General features: G+C 67.2%; 26 protein-coding genes. 24 read left to right on the top strand and 2 right to left on the bottom strand.

Going from position 1 to position 22690, the window contains the following annotated elements; all coding sequences use genetic code 11:
* The first annotated feature begins 8 nt into the window (after nt 1-8).
* From D571_RS0104945 to D571_RS0104830, 24 genes are all read left to right on the top strand, one after another.
* Nucleotides 9-1106: a flagellar hook-length control protein FliK gene (locus tag D571_RS0104945; RefSeq protein ID WP_026287587.1), complete on the top strand. Its 1098-nt coding sequence runs from the start codon at nt 9-11 to the stop codon at nt 1104-1106.
* 194 nt (nt 1107-1300) lie between these two features.
* Complete coding sequence (gene fliL, locus D571_RS0104940; protein ID WP_018935566.1) at nt 1301-1777, top strand: flagellar basal body-associated protein FliL; 477 nt, start codon at nt 1301-1303, stop codon at nt 1775-1777.
* 9 nt (nt 1778-1786) lie between these two features.
* Complete coding sequence (gene fliM, locus D571_RS0104935; RefSeq protein WP_018935565.1) at nt 1787-2764, top strand: flagellar motor switch protein FliM; 978 nt, start codon at nt 1787-1789, stop codon at nt 2762-2764.
* Nucleotides 2765-2780: 16 nt separating this feature from the next.
* The gene (gene fliN / locus D571_RS0104930; RefSeq protein ID WP_018935564.1) at nt 2781-3383 is read left to right on the top strand and encodes a flagellar motor switch protein FliN; all 603 of its coding nucleotides are present in this window, start codon (nt 2781-2783) and stop codon (nt 3381-3383) included.
* Between the two features lie 2 nt (nt 3384-3385).
* Entirely contained in the window at nt 3386-3820 is a 435-nt protein-coding gene (fliO, locus tag D571_RS0104925) for a flagellar biosynthetic protein FliO (RefSeq protein ID WP_018935563.1), read from the top strand.
* The gene (fliP, locus tag D571_RS0104920) at nt 3817-4572 is read left to right on the top strand and encodes a flagellar type III secretion system pore protein FliP (protein WP_018935562.1); all 756 of its coding nucleotides are present in this window, start codon (nt 3817-3819) and stop codon (nt 4570-4572) included. The genes fliO and fliP overlap by 4 nt, the downstream gene beginning before the upstream one ends.
* Before the next feature lie 9 nt (nt 4573-4581).
* Nucleotides 4582-4851 (top strand): flagellar biosynthesis protein FliQ, encoded by a 270-nt coding sequence (gene fliQ, locus D571_RS0104915; protein WP_018935561.1) that lies wholly within the window; start codon nt 4582-4584, stop codon nt 4849-4851.
* Nucleotides 4852-4860: 9 nt separating this feature from the next.
* Nucleotides 4861-5634: a flagellar biosynthetic protein FliR gene (gene fliR, locus D571_RS0104910; protein ID WP_018935560.1), complete on the top strand. Its 774-nt coding sequence runs from the start codon at nt 4861-4863 to the stop codon at nt 5632-5634.
* A gap of 1 nt (nt 5635) precedes the next feature.
* A complete protein-coding gene (gene flhB, locus D571_RS0104905; RefSeq protein ID WP_018935559.1) occupies nt 5636-6796 on the top strand; it encodes a flagellar biosynthesis protein FlhB in 1161 nt (386 codons plus the stop codon).
* Nucleotides 6793-8895 (top strand): flagellar biosynthesis protein FlhA, encoded by a 2103-nt coding sequence (gene flhA, locus D571_RS0104900; protein WP_018935558.1) that lies wholly within the window; start codon nt 6793-6795, stop codon nt 8893-8895. Before flhB ends, flhA begins: the two co-directional genes overlap by 4 nt.
* A gap of 55 nt (nt 8896-8950) precedes the next feature.
* Nucleotides 8951-10267, top strand: coding sequence for a flagellar biosynthesis protein FlhF (gene flhF, locus D571_RS0104895; protein ID WP_083916870.1), 1317 nt, complete (start codon nt 8951-8953; stop codon nt 10265-10267).
* On the top strand, nt 10257-11081 hold the full coding sequence (locus D571_RS0104890) for a MinD/ParA family protein (RefSeq protein ID WP_018935556.1): 825 nt from the start codon (nt 10257-10259) through the stop codon (nt 11079-11081). Before flhF ends, D571_RS0104890 begins: the two co-directional genes overlap by 11 nt.
* The gene (locus D571_RS0104885) at nt 11078-11839 is read left to right on the top strand and encodes an RNA polymerase sigma factor FliA (RefSeq protein WP_026287585.1); all 762 of its coding nucleotides are present in this window, start codon (nt 11078-11080) and stop codon (nt 11837-11839) included. The genes D571_RS0104890 and D571_RS0104885 overlap by 4 nt, the downstream gene beginning before the upstream one ends.
* A 40-nt stretch (nt 11840-11879) precedes the next feature.
* Nucleotides 11880-12260: a chemotaxis response regulator CheY gene (locus D571_RS0104880; protein ID WP_026287584.1), complete on the top strand. Its 381-nt coding sequence runs from the start codon at nt 11880-11882 to the stop codon at nt 12258-12260.
* Between the two features lie 35 nt (nt 12261-12295).
* Nucleotides 12296-13078 (top strand): protein phosphatase CheZ, encoded by a 783-nt coding sequence (locus D571_RS0104875; RefSeq protein WP_018935553.1) that lies wholly within the window; start codon nt 12296-12298, stop codon nt 13076-13078.
* Nucleotides 13079-13149: 71 nt separating this feature from the next.
* A complete protein-coding gene (locus D571_RS0104870; RefSeq protein ID WP_018935552.1) occupies nt 13150-15360 on the top strand; it encodes a chemotaxis protein CheA in 2211 nt (736 codons plus the stop codon).
* Nucleotides 15361-15362: 2 nt separating this feature from the next.
* Nucleotides 15363-16475: a chemotaxis response regulator protein-glutamate methylesterase gene (locus D571_RS0104865; protein WP_018935551.1), complete on the top strand. Its 1113-nt coding sequence runs from the start codon at nt 15363-15365 to the stop codon at nt 16473-16475.
* A 1-nt stretch (nt 16476) separates the two neighbouring features.
* Nucleotides 16477-17220 carry a flagellar motor protein gene (locus tag D571_RS0104860; protein ID WP_018935550.1) on the top strand — a complete coding sequence of 248 codons (744 nt, stop codon included), beginning with the start codon at nt 16477-16479 and terminating at the stop codon, nt 17218-17220.
* 6 nt (nt 17221-17226) lie between these two features.
* Complete coding sequence (gene motD / locus D571_RS0104855; protein ID WP_018935549.1) at nt 17227-18096, top strand: flagellar motor protein MotD; 870 nt, start codon at nt 17227-17229, stop codon at nt 18094-18096.
* Nucleotides 18097-18112: 16 nt separating this feature from the next.
* Nucleotides 18113-18913, top strand: coding sequence for a ParA family protein (locus D571_RS0104850; protein WP_018935548.1), 801 nt, complete (start codon nt 18113-18115; stop codon nt 18911-18913).
* A complete protein-coding gene (locus tag D571_RS0104845) occupies nt 18910-19647 on the top strand; it encodes a chemotaxis protein CheW (protein WP_018935547.1) in 738 nt (245 codons plus the stop codon). Before D571_RS0104850 ends, D571_RS0104845 begins: the two co-directional genes overlap by 4 nt.
* Before the next feature lie 108 nt (nt 19648-19755).
* Nucleotides 19756-20238 carry a chemotaxis protein CheW gene (locus D571_RS0104840; protein WP_018935546.1) on the top strand — a complete coding sequence of 161 codons (483 nt, stop codon included), beginning with the start codon at nt 19756-19758 and terminating at the stop codon, nt 20236-20238.
* 67 nt (nt 20239-20305) lie between these two features.
* The gene (locus D571_RS0104835) at nt 20306-20533 is read left to right on the top strand and encodes a hypothetical protein (protein ID WP_018935545.1); all 228 of its coding nucleotides are present in this window, start codon (nt 20306-20308) and stop codon (nt 20531-20533) included.
* Nucleotides 20534-20615: 82 nt separating this feature from the next.
* Nucleotides 20616-21038 carry a DUF2802 domain-containing protein gene (locus D571_RS0104830; RefSeq protein WP_018935544.1) on the top strand — a complete coding sequence of 141 codons (423 nt, stop codon included), beginning with the start codon at nt 20616-20618 and terminating at the stop codon, nt 21036-21038.
* Here D571_RS0104830 and D571_RS0104825 read toward each other — a convergent pair whose 3' ends face one another.
* The gene (locus tag D571_RS0104825; RefSeq protein WP_018935543.1) at nt 21039-21353 is read right to left on the bottom strand and encodes an EscU/YscU/HrcU family type III secretion system export apparatus switch protein; all 315 of its coding nucleotides are present in this window, start codon (nt 21351-21353) and stop codon (nt 21039-21041) included.
* Nucleotides 21350-22579: a flagellar hook-length control protein FliK gene (locus D571_RS0104820; RefSeq protein ID WP_018935542.1), complete on the bottom strand. Its 1230-nt coding sequence runs from the start codon at nt 22577-22579 to the stop codon at nt 21350-21352. Before D571_RS0104820 ends, D571_RS0104825 begins: the two co-directional genes overlap by 4 nt.
* Between the last annotated feature and the right edge of the window lie 111 nt (nt 22580-22690).

The raw sequence follows: 22690 nt of genomic DNA, 5'->3' as shown, positions 1-22690 counted from the left end.
GACGGGACATGATCGCAGCACAGGCATCGGGACAGGGGATGGGCGCCTTGGCACAGCTGTTCGAGGGTGGCGAGGGCCTGGAGAAGCTCAAGGATCTGAAAGAAAAGGCGAAATCCGGCGAGGACGGATTTCTGAAGGCCCTGCGTCCGCAGCTGGAGGCGATGCTGTCCGCGCTCGGCGCGGATGAAGCCGAACTCGCGGAGCTGGATATGGAAGGCCTGATCCAGCGCTTTCAGGATCTTTTGCAGGGGCAGGATCTGACCGCCGGGGACGGCAAGGCGTTGCCGCCCGAACTGCTGGAGGACCTGGATGGCGAGGTCCGGGTGGACGGCAAGGAGCTCCGGGGCCTGCTGCAGGATGCCCCGGATCCGGATGCCCGTGCCGACGCCGGGGTCTCGGTCTCCCTGATGCGGCTGTTCCTGCAGGCGGGCCCGGATGGCCAGGGCACCGGCTCGCGTCTGCAGGAGCTGGCGTCGGGCGCGCTGTCCGGCGCGAATCCGGCCGGTGGCTCGCGCGAGGGGACCACCGAGATCCTCGCGCAGTGGCTGACCCAGGCCTCGGAGTCGGCCCGCGCCGGACGCGAGCATGCCCAGCAGCTGGCGCAGCCGGCCGCACAGACCGCCGAGGGCGAGGGCGGGCGAGGCAGCGCGATGCGTCTGGACCTCACCCGTTTGCTGCAGGCCTCGGGTGATCGCCAGCTCTCCGAACAGATTCAGATGATGGCGCAGGCCCGCGGCGGGCGGACCGAGATGAAACTGCATCCCCCGCAGCTGGGAGTGCTCGATGTGCGCGTGACCATGGAGGGAGATCGTGCGAGCGTGCAGTTCTTCAGTAACAACCCCGTAACCCGCGAAGTGCTGGAGGCAGCCATGCCCCGGCTGCGGGACAGCCTGGCGGACAGTGGCCTGGAGCTGGCCGATGCCTCGGTGTCGGACGAGCCGCCGGACGATTCGGCGGATGCGGAGATGGCCGGCGACGGTTCCGGCCCGCGCGGTGAGGAACAGGCCGCGGTCGGCGAAGGCGAGGAGGCCGAGGGCGAGGATGGTCCCGTGACCCCGGGCAGCACGTTGTCCTTCCTCAACCGGCGGGTAGACCTGTTCGCCTGAACGTGGCGCCAGAATCTTGACTGGCGGGGCCGCCGGCGTTCGGTTCATTGACGCATGCGCCTGGGACTCGCTCCGATGACACCGGGGTTGCGCCCCAAACAGTTCCGTCAAGTCTCTGTCTTGTAAGCCGAAACCGATCATGGCACCGGGATTGCTTGGGTTCCGTCAGCGAATCCACGCAACCCGGGTGTGTCATGGCGGAGAAGGAAGTCGAACTCGAAAACAAGGGCGGTGGCAGGAAATGGACCCTGATCCTCCTGCTGATCGTGGCCCTGCTGCTGGCCGGTGGTGGTGGCGCCGCCGCGTGGTTCCTGCTCACGCAGGACGATGACGCGGCCGCGGAGGATGTCCCGCCGGAACGCCATTATTCCTCCCTGGATGCGATGACGGTGAACATCGATGCGCCCGGCCGCATCCAGTTTCTGCGCGTGCAGATCGGCCTGGTATCACAGGATCCGGCAGTGCTGGAGGCGGTGGATGAGCACCTGCCGGTGGTGCGCAACGACGTCCTCGGCCTGCTTTCCGAGCAGGAATATACCGAGCTGAACACGCGCGAGGGCAAGGAGGCCCTGGCCGCTGACCTCGAGTCGGCCATTCGTGGTGTCCTGGACTCGCGCGGCGCGCCCTCCGATCTGGAGCGGGTGGTATTCACCGAACTGGTGATGCAGTAGGGCGGCGTCATGGCACAGCAGACCGACATTCTGAGCCAGGACGAGATCGACGCGCTGCTGCACGGCGTCGATTCCGGCGACGTCGAGACCGAAGAGGAAGAGTTTCCCCACGACGGCCAGGCGCGCGAGTTCAATTTCGCCACCCAGGATCGCATCGTGCGCGGGCGCATGCCCACGCTCGAGATGATCAACGAGCGTTTTGCCCGGCACCTGCGCGTGCGGCTGTTCAACATGCTGCGGCGATCCGCCGAGATCTCGGTGGCCGGGACCCGGCTGACCAAGTTTTCCGAATACATGCACTCCCTGTTCGTACCCACCAGTCTGAATCTGGTGCGTGCGCATCCGCTGCATGGTACCGGGCTGTTCGTGTTCGACCCCAAGCTGGTGTTCATACTGGTGGACAACTTCTTCGGCGGCGACGGACGCTTCTACACCCGCATCGAGGGACGTGACTTCACACCGATGGAGATGCGCGTGGTGCACAGCATCCTCGAGGGCGCATTCGAGGACATGACCAAGGCCTGGGAACCGGTGATGGACATCAATTTCGAGTTCCTCAACTCGGAGGTGAATCCCCAGTTCGCCAACATCGTCAGCCCCACCGAGATCGTCGTGATCAGCGAGTTCCACATCGAACTGGACGGTGGCGGCGGCAACCTGCACGTGACCCTCCCGTACTCGATGATCGAGCCGATTCGCGAACAGCTGGACACCGGCATCCAGTCGGATCGCTCCGACGTGGACCAGCGCTGGATGAACGCCCTGCGCGAAGAGGTGCAGTTCGCCGATGTCGAGGTCACCTCCGAACTGACCCAGGCCGAAGTCACGGTACAGGAACTGCTGGATATCAAGCCCGGAGACATCATCCCGGTGGAGCTTCCCGAAGAGGTCACACTGAAGGTCGAAGACATCCCGCTGCTGCGGGGCAAGTTCGGGGTTTCGAATGGCCAGAACGCGATCAAGATCACCGGTCGCGTCCAACGATAGGCAAGAGGACAGGACGATGGCAGAGCAGGACGAACGTCCGGACGAAAAGCCGCAAGGCAACACCGCTACGCGGGAAGACGGCGAGGAATCCGTGGACCAGGACGCACTGGCGGACGAGTGGGCCGCGGCCCTGGCGGAGCAGGAGGACAGTGCCGGGGGCGAGGCGGAAGACCCCGATGCGCTGCTGGCGCAGGCGCAGGCCAACTCGCACGAGAGCGATTCGGCCAACGCCGCGTCCACCGGGACCGGCGGGCGCGGCAAGGCGCGCAGTGGCGATGAACGTCGGCACAAGCCGGACCCCGACGCGCGGCCGATGGAGCCGGATGAGTTGACCGATTCGGGGCAGGGGGACGACCAGGACGTCAACCTGGACATGGTGCTGGACGTTCCGGTGACCATCTCCATGGAGATCGGCCGCACGCGCATCCCGATCCGCAACCTGCTGCAGCTCAACCAGGGGTCGGTAGTCGAGCTGGAACGCCTCGCGGGAGAGCCGCTGGACGTGCTGGTCAACGGAACCCTGATCGCGCACGGCGAGGTGGTGGTGGTGAACGAGAAGTTCGGCATCCGCCTGACCGACGTGATCAGCCCCAGTGAACGCATCCGGAAGCTGAAGTAGTCATGTCGGTACGCGGACTCACCGGAGGACTGTGGCTGCTGGCGCTGCTGCCGGCCGGCGCACTGGCCGAGGATGACAGCGGCGCGATGAGCGCGGCGGCCTACCTGTCGCAGCTGATCGGCGGGCTGCTGATCGTGATCGCGGCGATCGTGGTGCTAGCCTGGGTGCTGCGGCGTACGCAGGGCAGCGTCGGCCACGGGCGCCAGCTGATCGACGTGCAGTCGGTGCGCTCGGTGGGTGCCCGCGAGCGGCTGATGCTGGTGCGCGTGGGCGACGAGCAGGTGCTGATCGCGGTGGCGCCCTCGGGCATCCGCACCCTGCACACCATGGAAAAGCCGGTGGAGGTCCCCGCCGGAGGCGAGGGCCCCGATTTTTCCGGGGTGCTCAAGCGGGCGGTGGGCTCGCGCCGTGCCTCCGGGGGAGGTTCGGAGTCGTGAACGCGCGGTTCTTCTTTCCGCTCCTGCTGCTCGGGCTGTGGCTGGTCCCCGGGCTGGCGGGGGCGCAGGTGGGACAGGGCATCGATGCGGTGACGATCACCACCGACGAGGACGGCGGCGAGACCTGGTCGGTGACGCTGCAGATCCTGGTCCTGATGACCCTGATGACGCTGCTGCCGGCGGCGCTGATCATGATGACGGCCTTCACCCGCATCCTGATCGTGCTGGCGATCCTGCGCCAGGGTCTGGGAACCACGCAGACGCCCTCCAACCAGATCCTGATCGGTCTGGCGTTCTTCCTGACCCTGTTCGTGATGGCGCCGGTGCTGGAGGAGATCCAGGAGGTGGCGGTGGATCCCTACCTCGCCGAGGAGATCGGCACCGAGGAGGCGCTGGAGGCCGGGATACAGCCGCTGCGCGAGTTCATGCTGGAGCAGACCCGTGAAAGCGATCTGCGCATGTTCGCCGAGATCAACGGCATCGACGGTTTCGAGGACCCCGACGACATCCCGCTGTCGCTGCTGGTGCCGTCGTTCGTGACCAGCGAACTGAAGACCGCCTTCCAGATCGGCTTTCTGATCCTGATTCCGTTCCTGATCATCGACCTGGTGGTGGCCTCGGTGCTGATGTCGATGGGGATGGTGATGCTGTCGCCGCTGATCATCTCGCTGCCGTTCAAGGTGATGCTGTTCGTGCTGGTGGACGGCTGGGCCCTGTTGATGAACACACTGGCGACCAGCTTCTTTGTTTAGGAGGCGCAGATGACACCCGAAATGGTCGTGGACATCGGCCGCGAGACGCTGATGATCGTGGTCCTGCTGGCCGCCCCGCCGCTGCTGACGGCGCTGGCGGTCGGTCTGGCGATCGGGATGCTGCAGGCGGCGACCCAGATCCAGGAGATGACCCTGTCGTTCATCCCCAAGTTGCTGGCGATGTTCGCCGCGCTGCTGGTCAGCGGCCACTGGATGCTGTCGCTGATCGTCGAATTCACCGAGCGCCTGTACGAAGGCGCGCCGGGCATGGTGGGCTAGCGGGGTCCCGTGGTCATCACCACCGAACAGATGCTGCTGTGGGTCGCTGCGGTCATGTGGCCGCTGGCGCGCATCAGCGCGATGGTGCTGGTGATGCCGGTCTTCGGTGGTGACCAGCTCAACGCGACCATCCGCATCGCGGTGGCGTTGATGCTGGCCCTGGTGGTGGCGATGCAGGAGCCGCCGCTGCCGGACGTCGACCTGGTCAGCCTCGAGGGGGCGATCGTGACCCTGAACCAGGTGCTGATCGGCCTGACCATGGGCTTCATCCTGCAGCTGGTGTTCTCGGCGCTGACCCAGGCCGGGGAGGTGATCGCGCTGTCCATGGGGCTGGGCTTCGCCTCGGTGATGGATCCCGCCCAGGGGGTTCAGGTGCCGGTGGTCTCCACCGCACTGATGAGCATGGCCACGCTGATCTTCCTGGCGATGAACGGTCATCTGATCCTGTTCGAGCTGCTTTTGACCAGCTTCGAGGTGATGCCGGTGGCACCCTCCGGACTGGATGCCGAGGCCTTCATGCAGGTCGCGATGTTCGGCCAGACCATGTTCGCCGGCGCGGTGCTGGTGGCGCTGCCGGCGGTAGCCTCGCTGCTGGTGGTCAACCTCTCGATGGGCGTGATCACGCGCGCCTCGCCGCAGCTCAACATCTTCGCCGTTGGCTTCCCGATGATGATCCTGATGGGCTTTGTCCTGTTGCTGCTGGTGCTGCCGGGGCTGCCGGAACGCGTGGGGGACCTCGCGCTCGAGGGCTTCCAGCTGATCCAGGTCCTGCTGGGGTTCTGAGATGGCCGAGAACGAGAACGGACAGGAAAAAACCGAAGAGCCGACCCAGAAACGGCTGCGGGAGGCGCGCGAGAAAGGGCAGGTGCCGCGATCGCGCGAGCTGTCCACCTTTCTTGTGCTGATCACCGCGGGCATCTTCATGCTGTTCTTCGGCCCGACCCTGGGGGCGCAGCTGGCCAGCCAGACCGAGGCACGCCTGGCGTTCGAGCCCGAGCTGGCACACGACCCGGACCTGCTGCTGCCGTACCTGGCCGACCAGATCTTCCAGACATTGCGCAGCCTGCTGCCATTGTTCGGGGTGCTGATGGTGGCGGCGGTGATGGCGCCGATCCTGATCGGCGGGGCGAATTTCTCCTGGCAGGCCGCGGCCCCCAAGGCCTCCAAGCTGAACCCGATCAAGGGCCTGAAGCGGATCTTCTCGTGGCAGGGGCTGATGGAGTTCGGCAAGACCCTGGCCAAGTTCACCCTGGTGGGTACGGTGGCACTGCTGACCCTGTGGACCTTCTCGGACCGTCTGCTGGGGCTTGGCCAGGAGCCACTGCATCAGGGCGTGGCGCATGCGGCGCAGATGGCACTGGGGACGTTCATCGCGGTGTCTGCGGCGCTGATCATCGTGGCCGCGATCGATGCGCCGTTCCAGATGTGGAACCACCAGAAGCAGTTGCGCATGACGCGCCAGGAGCTGAAGGACGAATACAAGGAGACCGACGGCAAGCCCGAGGTCAAGCAGAAGATCCGTCAGCAGCAGCAGGAGATGGCGCAGCGGCGCATGATGCAGGAAGTACCGAAGGCCGACGTGGTGATCACCAACCCGACCCATTACGCGGTGGCGATCGTCTACGAGGCCTCGAAGATGTCGGCGCCGAAGGTGGTGGCCAAGGGCGTGGACGAGGTGGCCGCGAACATCCGCGAGATCGCCGACGAGCACAACATCATCCGCGTGGAGGCGCCAAAGGTCGCGCGTGCGCTGTACTTCACCACCGATCTCGACCGCGAGATCCCGGACGGCCTGTTTGTCGCGGTGGCGCGCATCCTCGCCTACGTCTATCAGCTCAAGCGTGCCGATCAGGGCGTGGACATGCCTGATGATCTGCCGGTGCCGGACGAATACCTCGATCCCCACCGCGGTCGCCACGGTCGGCGTCGGGAAGGTGACGCATGACCTTCCTTGATCGCCTGAGCGGTATGGGGCGCTGGGGGCTGGGTGCGCCGCTGCTGCTGATCGCGATGCTGGCGATGATGGTGGTGCCACTGCCGCCCATCGCTCTGGACGTGCTGTTCACCTTCAACATCGCGCTGTCACTGGTGGTCATCATGGTCGCGGTCTATACCCCGCGACCGCTGGAGTTCGCGGTGTTCCCCACGGTGCTGCTGGTGGCCACGCTGCTGCGTCTGGCGCTGAACATCGCCTCCACCCGGGTGATACTGCTGGAAGGCCATACCGGCACGGACGCGGCCGGGCAGGTGATCCAGGCCTTCGGCGACTTTGTGGTCGGCGGCAACTACGCGGTCGGCCTGGTGGTGTTCGCGATCCTGATCATCATCAACTTCGTGGTGGTGACCAAGGGCGCGGGGCGCGTGTCCGAGGTCAGTGCCCGCTTCACCCTGGACTCCATGCCCGGCAAGCAGATGGCGATCGACGCCGACCTCAACGCCGGGCTGCTGACCCAGGAGGAGGCCCGCCGGCGGCGTGACGAGATCGCTCAGGAGGCGGACTTCTACGGCTCGATGGACGGGGCCTCGAAGTTCGTCCGCGGCGACGCCATCGCCGGCATCCTTATCCTGTTCGTGAACATCATCGGTGGGCTCAGCATCGGTGCGCTGCAGCACGGCATGTCCATCGGCGACGCCGCCACCAACTATGTGCTGCTGACCATCGGCGACGGCCTGGTCGCGCAGATCCCGTCGCTGGTGCTGTCCTCGGCCACCGCCATCATCGTGACCCGCGTATCCACCAGCCAGGACATGGGCCAGCAGGTGCTGGGGCAGATGTTCTCCAAGCCGCGCGTGCTGTACGTGGTTGGCGGTGTCATCGCCTCGCTGGGCATGGTCCCGGGCATGCCCAACGCGGTGTTCCTTGGTCTGGCCTCGATGGCGGCCGGAGGTGGGTACCTGATGGCGCGGCGGCAGCGCGAGGCTTCCGCCGCGGTGGAACGCCTGCCGGAGGCGGAACAGCAGGAGCCGTCGCCGGAAAGCCGCGAGCTGTCGTGGGACGACGTGCCGCCGGTGGACCTGGTCTCGCTGGAGGTCGGCTATCGCCTGATCCCGCTGGTGGACCGGACTCAGGATGGTCAGCTGATGGGGCGGATCAAGGGCGTGCGCCGCAAGCTGTCGCAGGAGCTGGGTTTTCTGCTGCAGCCGGTGCATATCCGCGACAACCTCGAGCTGAGCCCGAATACCTACCGTATCGCCCTGCTGGGCGTCACCGTCGCCGAGGCGGAGGTGTTCCCGGACAAGGAGCTGGCGATCAATCCGGGCGAGGTCTTCGGCGAGGTGCCGGGCACGCCGACGAAGGATCCGACGTTCAATCTGGATGCCCTGTGGATCGACCCCGAGAACCGCGAACAGGCGCAGGGGGCCGGCTACACCGTGGTGGACGTATCCACGGTGATCGCCACCCATCTGTCGCAGGTGTTCCGCGAGAACGCCCACCGGCTGATCGGCCACGAGGAGGCCCAGCACCTGCTGGACCAGCTGGCGCAGCGTTCGCCCAAGCTGGTGGAAAACCTGGTGCCGAAGACCCTCTCGCTGAGCGTGATCCTGAAGGTCCTGCAGAACCTGCTGGCCGAGCAGGTCTCCATCCGCGATCTGCGCACGATCGCCGAAACCCTGGCAGAGGAGGGTACCAAGAGTCAGGATCCCGGCACTTTGACCGCCGCCGTAAGGGTCGCGCTGTCGCGCTCCATCGTCCAGGACCTGGTGGGACCGGACGAAGAACTGCCCCTGATCGCACTCGATCCGTCGCTGGAACAGCTCTTGCATAAGTCTCTGCAGGGCAGCAATGGCGAGACTGTCGGACTGGAACCGGGTCTGGCCGAGAGGCTGCAGCGATCGGTGGGCGAGGCCGCCCAGCGCCAGGAGGCAGCGGGACAGCCGGCGGTGCTGGTAGTGGCCCCGGAGATCCGGTCCTGGATTGCCGGCTGGCTGCGGGGAGCGGTGCGCAACCTGACCGTCCTCGCATTCACCGAGATCCCGGACAACCGACGGATCCGGGTCGTAGCCACGGTGGGACAGGATGAAGCAGACAAGAAGTCGGCGTGATGTGCGAACGGGCATGGCCTGAAGCACCAGTCAACGATCGGCGGGAGAACGAACGATGAATGTCAGACGATACCGGGCACGGGACATGCGTGACGCGATGCGTCAGGTCCGCGAGGAGCAGGGCGAGGACGCGGTCATCCTGTCCAGCCGCCGGGTCGATGGCTGGCTGGAGGTGGTCGCCGCCCTGGACGGTGGCGACGAGCCGGCGCAGGCGGCCGCCCAGCCGCAGCGTGCGGCGTCGCGCGAGGTGCCCCGCGAAGAGAAGCCCGAACCTCAGGCCGCTGCGGGTGCGCCGGGTAGCGGCCGCTCGCGTCCCAGCACCCACTGGCCCGCCGACCCCGAGGTCTCGGCCATGCGCCAGGAGCTGCGCGACCTGCGCAGCCTGCTCACCCGGCAGTACGAGGAGAACGAACAGGCGCGCTGGGCGGCACGGCATCCGCAGGCGGCGGAGTGCAAGGCCCGGCTGATGGATCTGGGGTTTCGCGAACCGCTGGCGCGCAGTCTGGCCGGCAGCATCCTGGATGACCACACCGCCGAGGAGGCCTGGGAACGCCTGCGTGCCCGCCTGTCGGGAGCCATCGTGACGGCGCGCTCGACCATCCTCGACGAGGGCGGAGTGCTGGCGCTGGAGGGGCCGACGGGGGTGGGCAAGACCACCACCATCGCGCGGATCGCCCTGCGCCAGATCCGGCGCATGGGTCCGGACTCGGTGACCCTGGTCACCATGGACGCGCAGCGCATCGGTGCCACCCGTCAGCTGCAGGCCTTCGGACAGATGGCCGGGACCCCGGTGCGGGTGCTGGAGAACGTGGCCGAACTGCGCGAGATGGCACGGCGCTCGGCCGGCAGCGGTCATCTGATCCTGGTCGATACCGCCGGGCAGTCGCCACGCACCGCGCCGCGCGAACCGCTGCTGCCGGACATGCCGGCGGACGTGCGCGCCGAGACCTGGCTGGTGGTGTCCGCAACCACCCAGGGCGTGGCCCTGAGGCGCGTGCTGGAGTCCTTCGCGGCGACCGAGCCCTCGGCCCTGGTGCTGACGAAGCTGGACGAGGCGGAACAGCTTGGCGAGGTGCTGTCGGTACTGCTGGACCAGCCGCTGGGCATCGCGTTCATGAGCGATGGCCAGCGGATTGCGGAGGACTTTCACCGCGTGGATACCGGCCACCTGACCCGGCTGGCGCTGCAGGAAGAGACAGAACACGGGGCCGCCGATGCATGGCTGGACGAGGCCATGCAGGCCTGGCGGCGGCGCGAGGCGGCCGATCGTGAGGCCCGGCGACCGGGATCCACGACCGACCGGCAGGGTGGCGGGGAGCCCGCGCCCCTGGAGATGATTCAACCAGTGCTGAAGGGACGTCATGTCACATAACACCAAGCCCCTGAAGGTCGTCGCGGTGGCCTCGGGCAAGGGAGGGGTCGGCAAGACCAACGTGTCGGTCAACCTGTCGGTCGGGCTGGCCCGTCTGGGCCGCGAGGTGATGCTGTTCGACGCCGATCTGGGGCTCGCCAACGCCGACGTGCTGCTGGGTCTGCGGCCCGAACGCACGCTGCATGACCTGGTAACCGGTGTCGTCGACGATCTGGAGGACGTGATCATCGACGGGCCGGAGGGAATCCGCGTGGTCCCGTCGGCGTCCGGTATCGCGGCGATGGCCAATCTGAGCCGCGCAGAGCACCACGGCCTGATCCAGGCCTTCAGCATGTACACGCGTCCGCTGGACGTGCTGGTTGTGGATACCGCTGCGGGACTGCAGGAATCGGTCACGAGTTTCTGCCAGGCGGTGCAGGAGACCCTGGTGGTGGTGACCGACGAACCCGCCTCGCTCACCGATGCCTACGCGCTGATCAAGGTCCTGCACCGCGATCACGGCATCACCCGGTTCCGCATGGTCGCGAATATGGTGCCGGGCCGGGCAGGCGCGGAACGGGTGATGCAGAAACTCCAGGCGGTTTGTTCCAAGTATCTGCCGGAGGTCATACTGGATCTGGTCGGCGTGATCCCGGCGGATGAATCCCTGCGCCAGGCGGTGCAGAAACGCTCCCCGGTCGTGCAGCAGTATCCCGGGAGTCCCGCGGGCAAGGCGTTTCTGGAACTGGCGCGCAAGGTGGATGCCTGGCCGGTGGCGCGTGGAGCCGGCGGCGGGGTCGGTTTCTTCGTCGAGAGGATGCTGCAGAGCGCATGAATACACCAAGGAACAGAGTGGCGGGGTACGCGCAGGCGGGTACCGGGGGCCCGGACCGGCTGGTCGCGGAGAACGTGGAGCTGGTGCACCGGATTGCCCATCATCTGATGGCCAGGCTGCCGGCGTCGGTGCAGGTGGACGACCTGGTGCAGGCCGGGATGGTCGGCCTGATCGAGGCGGCGCGTCAGTTCGAGGGCGGTCAGGGCGCGACCTTCGCGACCTACGCGGGCATCCGCATCCGTGGGGCGATGATCGACGAGCTGCGCCGCAGTGACTGGACGCCGCGTTCGGTGCATCGCAACAGCCGGCGTATCTCCGAGGCGATGCAGACGGTGGAGGCGCGCGAGGGACGGGCGGCGCGCGCGCCCGAGATCGCCGAAGAGCTGGGCGTGCCGGTGGAAACCTATTACCAGATGCTGGATGATCATGCCGGGGCGCATCTGTTCGCACTGGACGACGTAGGCGGCCCGGAAGGCGAGGCGGACCGGGTACTGGAAGGTGCCGAGCAGTCCCCACCGCGGCGCATGGAGGCCGGCGAGTTCCGCGACGAGCTGGCCAGCGCGCTGGGGGATCTGCCCGAGCGCGAACGGCTGGTCCTCAACCTCTACTACACCGAAGAGCTCAACCTGCGCGAGATTGGTGCCGTGCTGGACGTGACCGAATCACGAGTGAGTCAGATCCGCAGCCAGGCAGTCCATCGTCTGCGTGCGCGCCTGGGTTCGTGGCTCGAGGACGTCGAGGCCCTGCAGCTATTTTAAGGTTCAAATACATTCCCGGAGCGAACTTGTGGACAAGGGTATGAAAATCCTGATCGTGGACGACTTCTCCACGATGCGGCGCATCATCAAGAATCTCCTGCGGGATCTCGGCTTCAACAACACCATGGAGGCCGATGACGGGAGCACCGCCCTGCCGATGCTGCAGAACGGCGATTTCGATTTCCTGATCACCGACTGGAATATGCCCAACATGCCGGGCATCGACCTGCTGCGCGAGGTGCGCAAGGACGACCGCCTGAAGAGCCTGCCGGTGCTGATGGTCACGGCGGAAGCCAAGCGCGACCAGATCGTGGAAGCCGCGGAGGCCGGCGTTAACGGGTACATTGTGAAACCGTTCACCGCCGAGACCCTCAAGGAAAAGATCGAAAAGATCTTCGAACGCATTGAAGCGCAAGGCTGAATACCGCGGACTGCCGGTCGGGCAGGAGAGAGTGGATGACCGAACAAGATCAACACCCGGAGAGGAATCCCCTCGATCTGGCGCGGCAGCTGGTCGGTGCCCTGGAGACGGGTGACGAGGAAGGCGCGCGGCGCCTGATCCAGGACCTGGCGCGTCCGTACGAACGCGAGCTGTTCGACGAGCTGGGCAAACTGACCCGCGATTTGCACGAGGCCCTGGAGAGCTTTCGGGGTGATTCGCGCCTGGTTGAACTGGCTCAGGACGAGATCCCGGATGCGCGCGAACGCCTGAACTACGTGGTCACGCAGACCGAACAGGCAACCCACGAGACGCTCAACGCCGTGGAATCGTCGCTGCCGATCGCCGAGGAATTCGCCAGCCGCGCCGCCGACCTGACCGAGAAATGGACCCGCTTCCGCAACCGCGAGCTGTCGGTGGAGGAGTTTCGTGAATTCGCCCGCGAACTGGACACCTTTTTCGAACAGACCGGGAGGGACACCGAGGAACTGCGGCGTCTGCTGTCCCAGGTGCTGATGGCGCAGAGCTACCAGGACCTGACCGGTCAGGTCATCCGCCGGGTGATCCGGCTGGTTACCGATCTGGAAGAGAACCTCGTGTCGCTGATCCGGTTGTCCTCCGGGCGCCTGGAACGCGACGCCGAGAACGCCGCGCAGCGGGCACCGGCCGAGGACGACAAGGCGCGCGAGGAAGACCGTCGCGGGCATGGGCCGGCGGTGCCGAAGACTCAAGATTCCGGTCAGGATGTCGTTCAAGGACAGGACGAGGTGGACGATCTGCTGTCGAGTCTGGGTTTTTAGGATTGCGCCCGGCTCCCCGCTGAACGCGCAAACGCCCGTCGACGATTCGAGTCACCGGAAGGAGAGACCGCATGGCCATCGACCCCAATGACGAGATCCTCCAGGACTTCCTGATCGAGGCGGGGGAGCTACTGGAGGGCCTGAACGAACAGCTGATCGATCTGGAACAGCACCCGGATGACACCGATCTGCTGAATGCGGTCTTTCGCAGTTTTCACACCATCAAGGGCGGGGCGGGTTTTCTCGGCCTGGATGCCCTGGTCACGGTGTGTCACAACGCCGAGGACGTGTTCAACCTGCTGCGCAATCACGAGCGCCAGGTGGATGGCCAGCTGATGGACACCATGCTGCGGGTGCTGGACACCCTCAACGTGATGTTCGGCGATCTGCGCGACGGCCAGGAACCGACCCCGGCCCCCGAGGATCTGGTCGACACCCTGCGGCGCATGGCGCGCAACGAGACCGTGCCCGCCGACGGCGGCGGTGACGCGGAACCGGTCGGTGATGATGAAGGGGCCGCAGCTACGGCGTCGGAGGAGGGTGATGCCGGGGCGGGCACCGAATGGCCGGAGGAGGCGCTGGAGGACGTGCCGACCGAGGCGCCCGCCGACCACGCAACGGCGGGGCAGGATGAGGTTCGCGTCGGGGCCGGGGACGAGATCACCGATGACGAATTCGAGGCGCTGCTCGACAGCCTGCATGGCGACCGTCCTCCGCAGCCGGTGGATCCGGGCACCGCGGTCGAGGCCGCGCCGGAGGTGGCCGCCGGCGATGCTTCCGCCGACGAAATCACCGACGACGAGTTCGAGAGCCTGCTGGACGAACTGCAGGCGAAAGGTGCGGGGCCGCCGACCTCGGCTCCGGAATCGTCTGCCGCGTCATCCGGGTCCGGGGTACCGGCGGAACCGTCCGCGGAACCGGAAGAGGCTGCGGAGAAGCAACCTGAAAAGGTACCCGAAGGCAGGTCGCAGGAACCGGCTGCGGAGGCCGCGAAGGCCGGAACGGACCAGCCGGCCGCCGCGGGGGGTGGTCGCGGAGGCGGTGCGGGCGGTGGTCAGGGCGGCGGCCATGGGGAGACCTCGGTAAGGGTCGATACCGAGCGCCTCGACGAGATCATGAACCTGGTGGGCGAGCTGGTGCTGGTGCGTAACCGGCTCAGCATGCTGCGCTCGGAACACGTGGACGACGAACTGGGCAAGGCGATCAGTTCGCTTGCACTGGTGACCTCGGATCTTCAGGCGTCGGTGATGAAGACCCGCATGCAGCCGGTGAAGAAGGTCTTCAATCGCTTTCCGCGAGTGATCCGCGACCTGTCCCGCAACCTGGGCAAGGAGATCGATCTGGAGATCTTCGGCGAGGAGACCGATCTCGACAAGAACCTGGTCGAGGCCCTGGCGGATCCGATGGTCCATCTCGTGCGCAACGCGGTGGACCACGGGATCGAGATGCCCGAGGAGCGCGAGGCGGCGGGCAAGCCGCGCCGCGGAACGGTGGTGCTGGGCGCGGCGCAGGAAGGCGACCATATCGCCCTGATCATCAAAGATGACGGGCGCGGCATGGATCCGGACGCGCTGCGCCGCAAGGCGGTGGAGAAGGGGCTGATGGAGCCCGCCATGGCCGAGCGCATGACCGACCGTGAGGCGTTCAACGTGATCTTCATGGCCGGCTTCTCGACCAAGACCGAGATCTCGGACGTCTCCGGGCGGGGCGTGGGCATGGATGTGGTCAAGACCAGCCTGAACCAGCTCAACGGGACCGTGGAGATTGAATCGGCCGTGGGCGTGGGGACCACCCTGCGCGTGAAGCTCCCGCTGACGCTGGCGATCCTGCCGGCGCTGATGGTGATCCTCGGCGAGCGCCGTTTCGCGATCCCGCTGGCGGCGGTCTCCGAGATCCTCGACCTCGACTTGACGAAGACGCACTATGTGGATGATCAGGAGGTCATCATAGTGCGCAACCAGACCCTGCCGATCCACTATCTGTCGCGCTGGGCCAGGCCGGAGGTGGAACCCGAACCGCGCGAGAATGCCCACGTGGTCGTGGTCCACACCGCGGATCGTAAGGTCGGCCTGGTGGTGGACGGACTGGTCGGTCAGGAAGAGGTCGTGATCAAGCCTCTGGGGCAGAATCTTCAGGGGGTCAAGGGACTCGCGGGGGCCACCATCACTGGCGACGGTGGCATTGCACTGATTCTGGACGTGTCAGACCTGGTCTCGCTGCTGGTGAGCCAGGTGCCCGGCAGCGGGCGGGCACGCCGGGCCTCCCGACGCGCTGAGGGCTGAGGATGCCGGTCAGGGTTCTGGTGGTGGATGATTCCGGTTTCTTTCGACGCCGGATCGCGGAGATCCTGAACGCGGATATCGGGATCGAAGTCGTGGGGACGGCCGAGGATGGTCGCAAGGCAATCGAGGCAGTGAAGGAGCTGGACCCGGATGTCGTGACCATGGACATCGAGATGCCGGTCATGGACGGCATCACCGCGGTACGCAAGATCATGGCGGAGAGTCCGCGCCCGATCCTGATGTTCTCCAGTCTGACGACCGAGGGTGCGCAGGCGACCCTGGATGCCCTGGAAGCGGGCGCGGTGGATTTCCTGCCCAAGCGTTTTTCCGACATGGCAAGCGACGAGGACAGTGCCCGCGCGCTGTTGCGGCGGCGGGTCCGCAGCCTGGCGCGCAGCCGTGCGCGGTCGTCCAGCGCTCCGGGCGGGGGCCGCCCGAAGACCGAGGCCCCGGTGTCGGAACGGCGTCAGGCGGCCGACCGCAAGGCCATCGAGACGGCGCGCGAGACGCCCAAGCCACCGGTGGCGCGTCCGCCTGCGCCGCTCGGCTCGCTGCGCGCGGTGCTGATCGGGACCTCTACCGGCGGCCCGGTGGCGCTGCAGGAGGTGCTCAAACATCTGCCGACCAACTTTCCTCTGCCGGTGGTGCTGGTGCAGCACATGCCGGCGAGCTTCACGCCGGCGTTCGCCGAGCGCCTCGATTCCATCTGTCCGATCCGCGTGAAGCAGGCGGTGGACGGCGATTTCCTGCGTCCGGGCATCGCTCTACTGGCGCCCGGTGGTCAGCAGCTGACCCTCGAGCGCGGGTCGCAGACCCGCGTGAGGGTGACCGAAAGCCCCGCAGGGACCATCTACAAGCCGAGCGTGGATGCGGCCTTCGAATCCGCGGTGGATGCCCTGCGCGGCCAGGTACTGGCCATCATCCTGACCGGGATGGGAGCGGACGGTCGCGAGGGGGTGCGCGCGCTGAAGGGCTGTGGCGCCCAGGTGTGGTCGCAGGACGCCGCGACCTCCGTGGTCTACGGGATGCCGGCGGCGGTGGCCGAGGCCGGGCTGACCGATCACGTGTATCCGCTGCAGGAGATCGGCCCCGCGCTGGTCAAGGGGTTCTGCTGACGTGGATATCCTGAGCCTCATCGGGATGCTCCTGGGGCTCATCGCGGTGCTGGGCGGAAGCATCGCCAAGGGCAGCGGGATCGGTGCACTGTGGAATGCCGCGGCCTTCCTCATCGTGGTGCTGGGGACCCTGGGAGCGACCCTGATCCAGGCACGCCTGGGGGTGTTCCTGCATGGCATGAAGATGCTGCCCTGGGTCGTCCGGCCACCCGCGATCGACAACGCCGCGATGATCCGGCGGGTGGTGGAATGGTCGAACATCGCGCGCAAGGAGGGTCTGCTGGGGTTGGAAAGCGTGGCCGAGGAGGAACGCGATCCGTTCGCCCGCAAGGGTCTGCAGCTGCTGGTGGATGGCACGGAACCGCAGGTTATCCGGCAGATCCTCGAGTCGGACGTGGACAACCGCGAGGCCTTCGATCTCCAGGGTGCGAAGGTCTTCGAGAGCATGGGGGTGTATGCCCCGACCCTGGGGATCGTCGGTGCCGTGATGGGATTGATGGCGGTGATGCAGAACCTCACCGACCCGGATCGCCTGGGGGCCGGCATCGCCGCGGCGTTCGTGGCCACGGTATACGGGATCGCCTCGGCCAACCTGCTGTTCCTGCCGGTGGCGAACAAGCTGAAGGGGCTGGTGCACGAACGCTCGCGGCATCAGGAGATGCTGATGGAGGGGCTGATCGCGATCGCCGAGGGCGAGAATCCCCGGAACATCGAGAGCAAACTCGGCGGCTACGTGCACGGGTAACGGGAGATGGCACGTCGCAAACGTCGTGAGGAGGAGGCCAATCACGAGGCCTGGGCCATTCCCTACGGGGATCTGGTCACGCTTTTGCTGGCGTTCTTCGTGGTGATGTATGCGATCTCCTCGGTGGACGAGGGCAAGTACCGGGTGCTGTCGGATTCGCTGGTGGAGGCCTTCGGCACGCCGGGCCAGCTGGAGCCGATACAGGTGGGTGACCCCTCGGTGGTCGCGCCCCCGGCGGATGACGTACCGCGCTCGCTGGCGCCCATCGACATCCGGCCCGGCCTGCTGGAAGGCGATGCCCAGGCGATGGATCGCGCGGCCGCGGGGCTGTTCGAAGAGAGTGGTGACGAGGACATCCAGGGACTGCTGGACGAAATCGCCGAGGTGGCCGGCGAGATCGAAGCGGCCATGGCGCCAATGATCGAGGACGGGCAGGTCGACGTTAGCCGGGAGACCTACTGGCTGGAGATCGAGATCACCAGCCAGCTGCTGTTCCCCAGTGGAGAGGCGGGGCTGAACCCGGAGGCCGAGCCGGTACTGCGCGATATCGCGGAGATTCTGGAGCCGCGTGCCGCGCGCATCCATGTGGAAGGCCACACCGACAATGTGCCCATCACCACCGCGGTCTATCCTTCCAACTGGGAACTGTCCGCGGCGCGGGCGGCCACAGTGGTAAGGATGTTCGAGGAACAGGGCATGGACCCGGCGGACATGGTTGCGCTGGGGCACGGAGAACATCGTCCGGTGGCCGACAATGAAACCGCCGCCGGTCGTGCGGAGAATCGCCGGGTGGCGATCGTGGTGCTGCCCGGCGCGGCGCCGCGCGAAGACGGACAACGGGAACCGGAACAGCTGCGCGCGGTGCCGTCACCGTAGCCACGAGGGACATCACATGAAGATCTGGGCAGTGGCCAATCAGAAGGGCGGGGTGGGCAAGACCACCACCACGGTCACCCTTGGCGGCCTGTTGTCCGGGCCGGACCAGCGCGTGCTGCTGGTGGACATGGACCCACACGGTTCCCTCACCGCCTATTTCGGGCATGACCCGGAGACCGCTACCCGCGGGGTGTACGAGCTGTTCAATCAGGCGGTGGAGGGTGAACGGCCCGATCCCGCCGGCCTGATCCGCGAGACCCGCTTCCCCGGGCTGGACCTGCTGACCGCGAGCACCGCGCTGGCTACCCTGGATCGCCAGCTCGGTAGCCGGGGCGGGATGGGGCTGGTGCTGCGTCAGGCGCTGGAGGGCGTGCAGGAAGAATACGACTACGTGCTGATGGACTGCCCGCCGATGCTGGGCGTGCTGATGGTCAACGCGCTGGCGGCCTGCGACGAGCTGCTGGTGCCGGTGCAGACCGAATTCCTCGCGCTCAAGGGTCTGGAACGCATGATCAACACCCTGACCATGGTGCAGAAATCGCGCAAAGCGCGGCTGAACTACCGCATCATCCCGACCCTTTTCGACCGTCGCACGCGTGCGGCGCACGAGGCCCTGGCCGAGCTGCGCCGGCAGTACGGGGACGACGTCTGGTCCGGGGTGATCCCGGTGGACACCAAGTTCCGTGATGCGTCCAGTGCCGGCCAGCCGCTGTGCTTCATGATTCCCGACGCCCGCGGTGTGCTGGCCTATGCCGATCTGCTGGACGCCATCGGCGGGCGGCTGCCCCGTAAACCCGTTCAGAGGCAGGCTCGATGAGCTCCGAACGGCGACAAAACGCACCGCTGCAGGCCGAACCCCGCGCGCTGGAGGACTATTTCGGCGATCTGCTGGAACCGCCTGAGCCGGCTCCGGCCGAGCAGCGCGAGTCGGCCGCCGACCCATCCAGGTCGACTCGCGTGGCAGAGGCACCTTCCGGCCCGCGCAACCTGATGCGGGAGGACATCCTGGAGCCGGTGAGGGCACCGGTGGAGACTCCGGTATCCGAGCCGGCGCCGGCCGGGCCGCCGGTGGTGCCACCTGCGGCCCCGACGTATCCGCGCCCGGAGAAGCCGTTTTCGGCGCTGGAGATCGAGGCCGGGCCGTTGACCCTGCTGGCACCGCTTGTGGATCTGGGCGGCGTGGTGCCGCTGGACAAACTGGAGGTACGGCCGACGCCGGCCCATGCGCCGTGGTATCTGGGCATTGCCGACAGCAAGCAGGGGCGGGTGCAGCTGATCGATCTGGCCGCCATCGTGACACCGTCGGATCGGGAATACGAGCCGGACAGTGCCCGTCAGGTGGTGTTCCTGGCGAATTCCCGCTTCGCCCTGGCTTGCCGGGCGATCCACGGGACCCGCACCATCGACCCGGACCAGCTGCGCTGGCGCAGCGAGCGTCGCCGTCTGCCGTGGCTCGCCGGGGTCGACCGGGAGAAGATGGCGACCCTGCTGGACACGGCCGCGTTGCACGACAGCCTCGCGTCGGGTGACTGGGAGACGGCCCAGGACTGATGTCGGCAGGCCCGGGACTCAAGCGCGGCCGTCCGCGGCCGCTAACCCGGGAAAGTATCCATGTTGCGCGTCCGCCGGGGCGGGCGCGACTGCTCCAAGAGGATGAGCATGAGCGCACAAGACGTTGAATCCCTCGCCAAGGCCGACACGGCTCCCTACGTAACCTTCAGCCTGGCCGACGAGACCTATGCCATCGACGTGCTGCAGGTGCAGGAGGTTCTGAAGGTATCGGACATCGCACCGGTGCCCGGCGTACCCGACTACATCCTCGGGATCATCAACCTGCGCGGCAACGTGGTGACGGTCATCGATGCCCGGCGGCGCATGGGGCTGGACGAACGCGAGCCGGACGACGCATCGCGCATCGTGATCATCGACGTGGACGACCAGAACGTGGGCATCCTGGTGGACTCGGTGTCCGAGGTGGTGCGGATCTCGCCCGACAGCGTGGAACCGGCGCCGGAGGTCGGCAACGACGAGAGCGCGCGCTTCATCCAGGGGGTGACCAGCACCGATGCCGGTCTGACCATCCTGGTGGATCTGAACAAGCTCCTCTCCGACGAGGAGTGGGCGCAGCTGCGGGAGCTGTAGCCCGACACCGCCACGCGGGTTCGAAGGCGCGGCGGGCAGCACGGCAGGGTCCGTGCGGGAGGTGAACATGGTAGACGAACTGCAGCCCGATCGCTCCGTGCGGCCACTGCGCCCGGTGGTGACGCCGCCACGCGATGTGCGGCCGGTGCATACCAGCGTGCCCGGACACGCCCTCAGTGACGACTCCGACCGGGATCCGCTGCTGCGGCCCGGGATCCCTCCCGCCCAGCAGAAACCGCCGCGCTTTGCCGAGCGCGAGCGCCGCCGCGGCGGCCGGATCGACGAATACGCCTGATCCGCGTGCATCGGCTCCGGGCTGGCACCGGGTGGCGTTTTCACGCGACAATCAAGCCGGCCAACCGGAGAGCTGGGATTTCATGGGAGAGAACATACTGGTCTGGGTGGTGGCGGGCATCGCCCTGATCTCCACCATCGTCGCGGCGTTCGCGATCGCGATGGTCCTGCTGCTGAGGCGCCAGCTGGCGGCCCTGCGCCAGGACTACCAGCGCCAGGCCACCTCCCTGATGGCCCTGCAGGGGGCGATGAAGGTGCTGTCCGAGGGGGTGATCAACCACGGACAGGCGCAGGCGGCGGTGCAGCGGGCGCTGGAACGCCTGCATGACCAGCACACCGAATTGCGCGCCCGCGACCCGGATCAGGGTTCCTACGAGAAGGCCATCCAGCTGGTGCGCGAGGGCTATTCGCGCGACGAGGTGCGGCGTCTTTGCAGCCTGACGCCCACCGAACTCGATCTGATCTACAGCCTGCACGGTGCCGGTACCGCACGCGGGGGGGAGTGATCAGTCCCGCGAGTGCCCCAGATCCTCGGGGGTGATCCCGGCCAGCAGGAATACGAAGGCCAGCACCTCGGCCACCGCGACATACAGTTCTTCGGGGATGTCTTCGCCCAGCGGGACCTGCGCCAGCGCCTCGGTCAGTACCGCGTCGTGGTGCAGGGGGATGTCGTATGCCTCCGCGACCCGCAGGATCTCCTCGGCGGTGACCCCGGCCCCGGAGGCCGTGATGCGCGGGGCGTTGTGGCGATCCCACTCCAGCGCGACCGCGCGGTCGCGCCCGGCGGGGCCGCTGCGCCGGTGACGGTCGTCGTCCGTCATGCGCGTTCGTCCAGCATGCCGTGCGCATGCTCCGGCCGGGCGTGAGGGTCGGGGTCCACCGAGCCCTGACGCACGGCCACACTGGCGGGTTCGAGGTCGCGCGCGGCCAGGTTTTCTCGCAGTTCGGACTGATGTCCCTTCAGGCGTTCCACGGTTTCGGCGCGTTCCGCGGTAAAATGCAGGTGCAGTTGATCGCTGCGTGAGTGCAGCACGATGCGGGTGGGGCCCAGCGCGGGCAGATCGAGGGTCAGCCGGCAGCGCCAGTCCCCGGCTTCCTCGTGTGCCCCGGAGCCGGGTCCCTGTTCGATCTCGCCATGCAGGCTCTGGACCCCCTGCGGGGTGCGAAACGGGAGTTCGAAGAACCAGCGCTGCAGGTCCCCGACATCACCTGCCGACTGCAGCTGCAGGCTGGCCAGACGGCCCAGCATGGCTTCCAGCAGACCGCCGGCGCTGGCCGGGCCGCCCGTGGGCGGGCCGCCCGGCTGGATGTTGACCGCGGCCATCTGGCGCAGCGCATCGGCGGCGCGCAGCAGCCGGGCCTTGAGATCGCCCGAGAGGTCGGGGGCCGCGCCGCCACTGCCGGCTACGGCCGTCTGTGCCAGCATTGATTCCATCCAAAGGCCGGACCCGCGAGTCGCCTTTTGCAGACCGTCGGGACGTGTCAGCTGCGCGGCATCCGGCAGCGCGCGCAGCAGGGCGTCGATGCGCGAGGCGGCCGTTTCCGCACGCGCGGTGTTTGCGGTGTTCTCGGGAGGTGTGGCGGAGGACAGGGCCTGCAGCACCGGCCCCAGGGCACGCGCGGCGGGGAGCGTCTGGCGCAGCAGGGCGGACAGGCGATCGCCATCGGTAGCCGAACTCGAACCGGCGCTACCGGCGCCGGGCGCGCTGCCGGGCGAGGGCAGCAGTCGAACCTCCAGCGATGGCGAAGTGCGGGTGATCTCGGCCATCAGGCGCTGTCCGGCCTCGCTGCGTGCCGCCAGCGCCTCGGATATCGCCCCGGCCAGGCGCGCCACCATCACAGCGGTGCGTTCGGCCCGCTCGGCGCCCGCGCCGCCGCCGGCCGGCAGCTGCAGGCGTACGTTGCCGTCCGCCAGGCGCTCGATCATGCGGATCTCCATACGCTGGCCCACGGCCAGCAAGGGGTCGCGTGCGGCGCCGGGGCTGCGCGAACCTTCGCTGCCGGTCGACAACGGGAGCAGGGGACGCGGGCCGGTGAATTCGGCCATGGACAGGCTCGGTGCATGGGTGTGAGGGTCAGGATGTCACAAAGGGCCCGCCGGGCGGAATCGGCCGGTACTTGTCAGCGCGGGCGGGCGCGGGCAGGATCGCGCGCCAGC

Origin of the sequence: Thioalkalivibrio sp. ALJ24 (genome assembly GCF_000377785.1) — a bacterium.
GTDB lineage: Bacteria > Pseudomonadota > Gammaproteobacteria > Ectothiorhodospirales > Ectothiorhodospiraceae > Thioalkalivibrio.
This window is presented reverse-complemented; position numbering and strand designations above follow the sequence as displayed.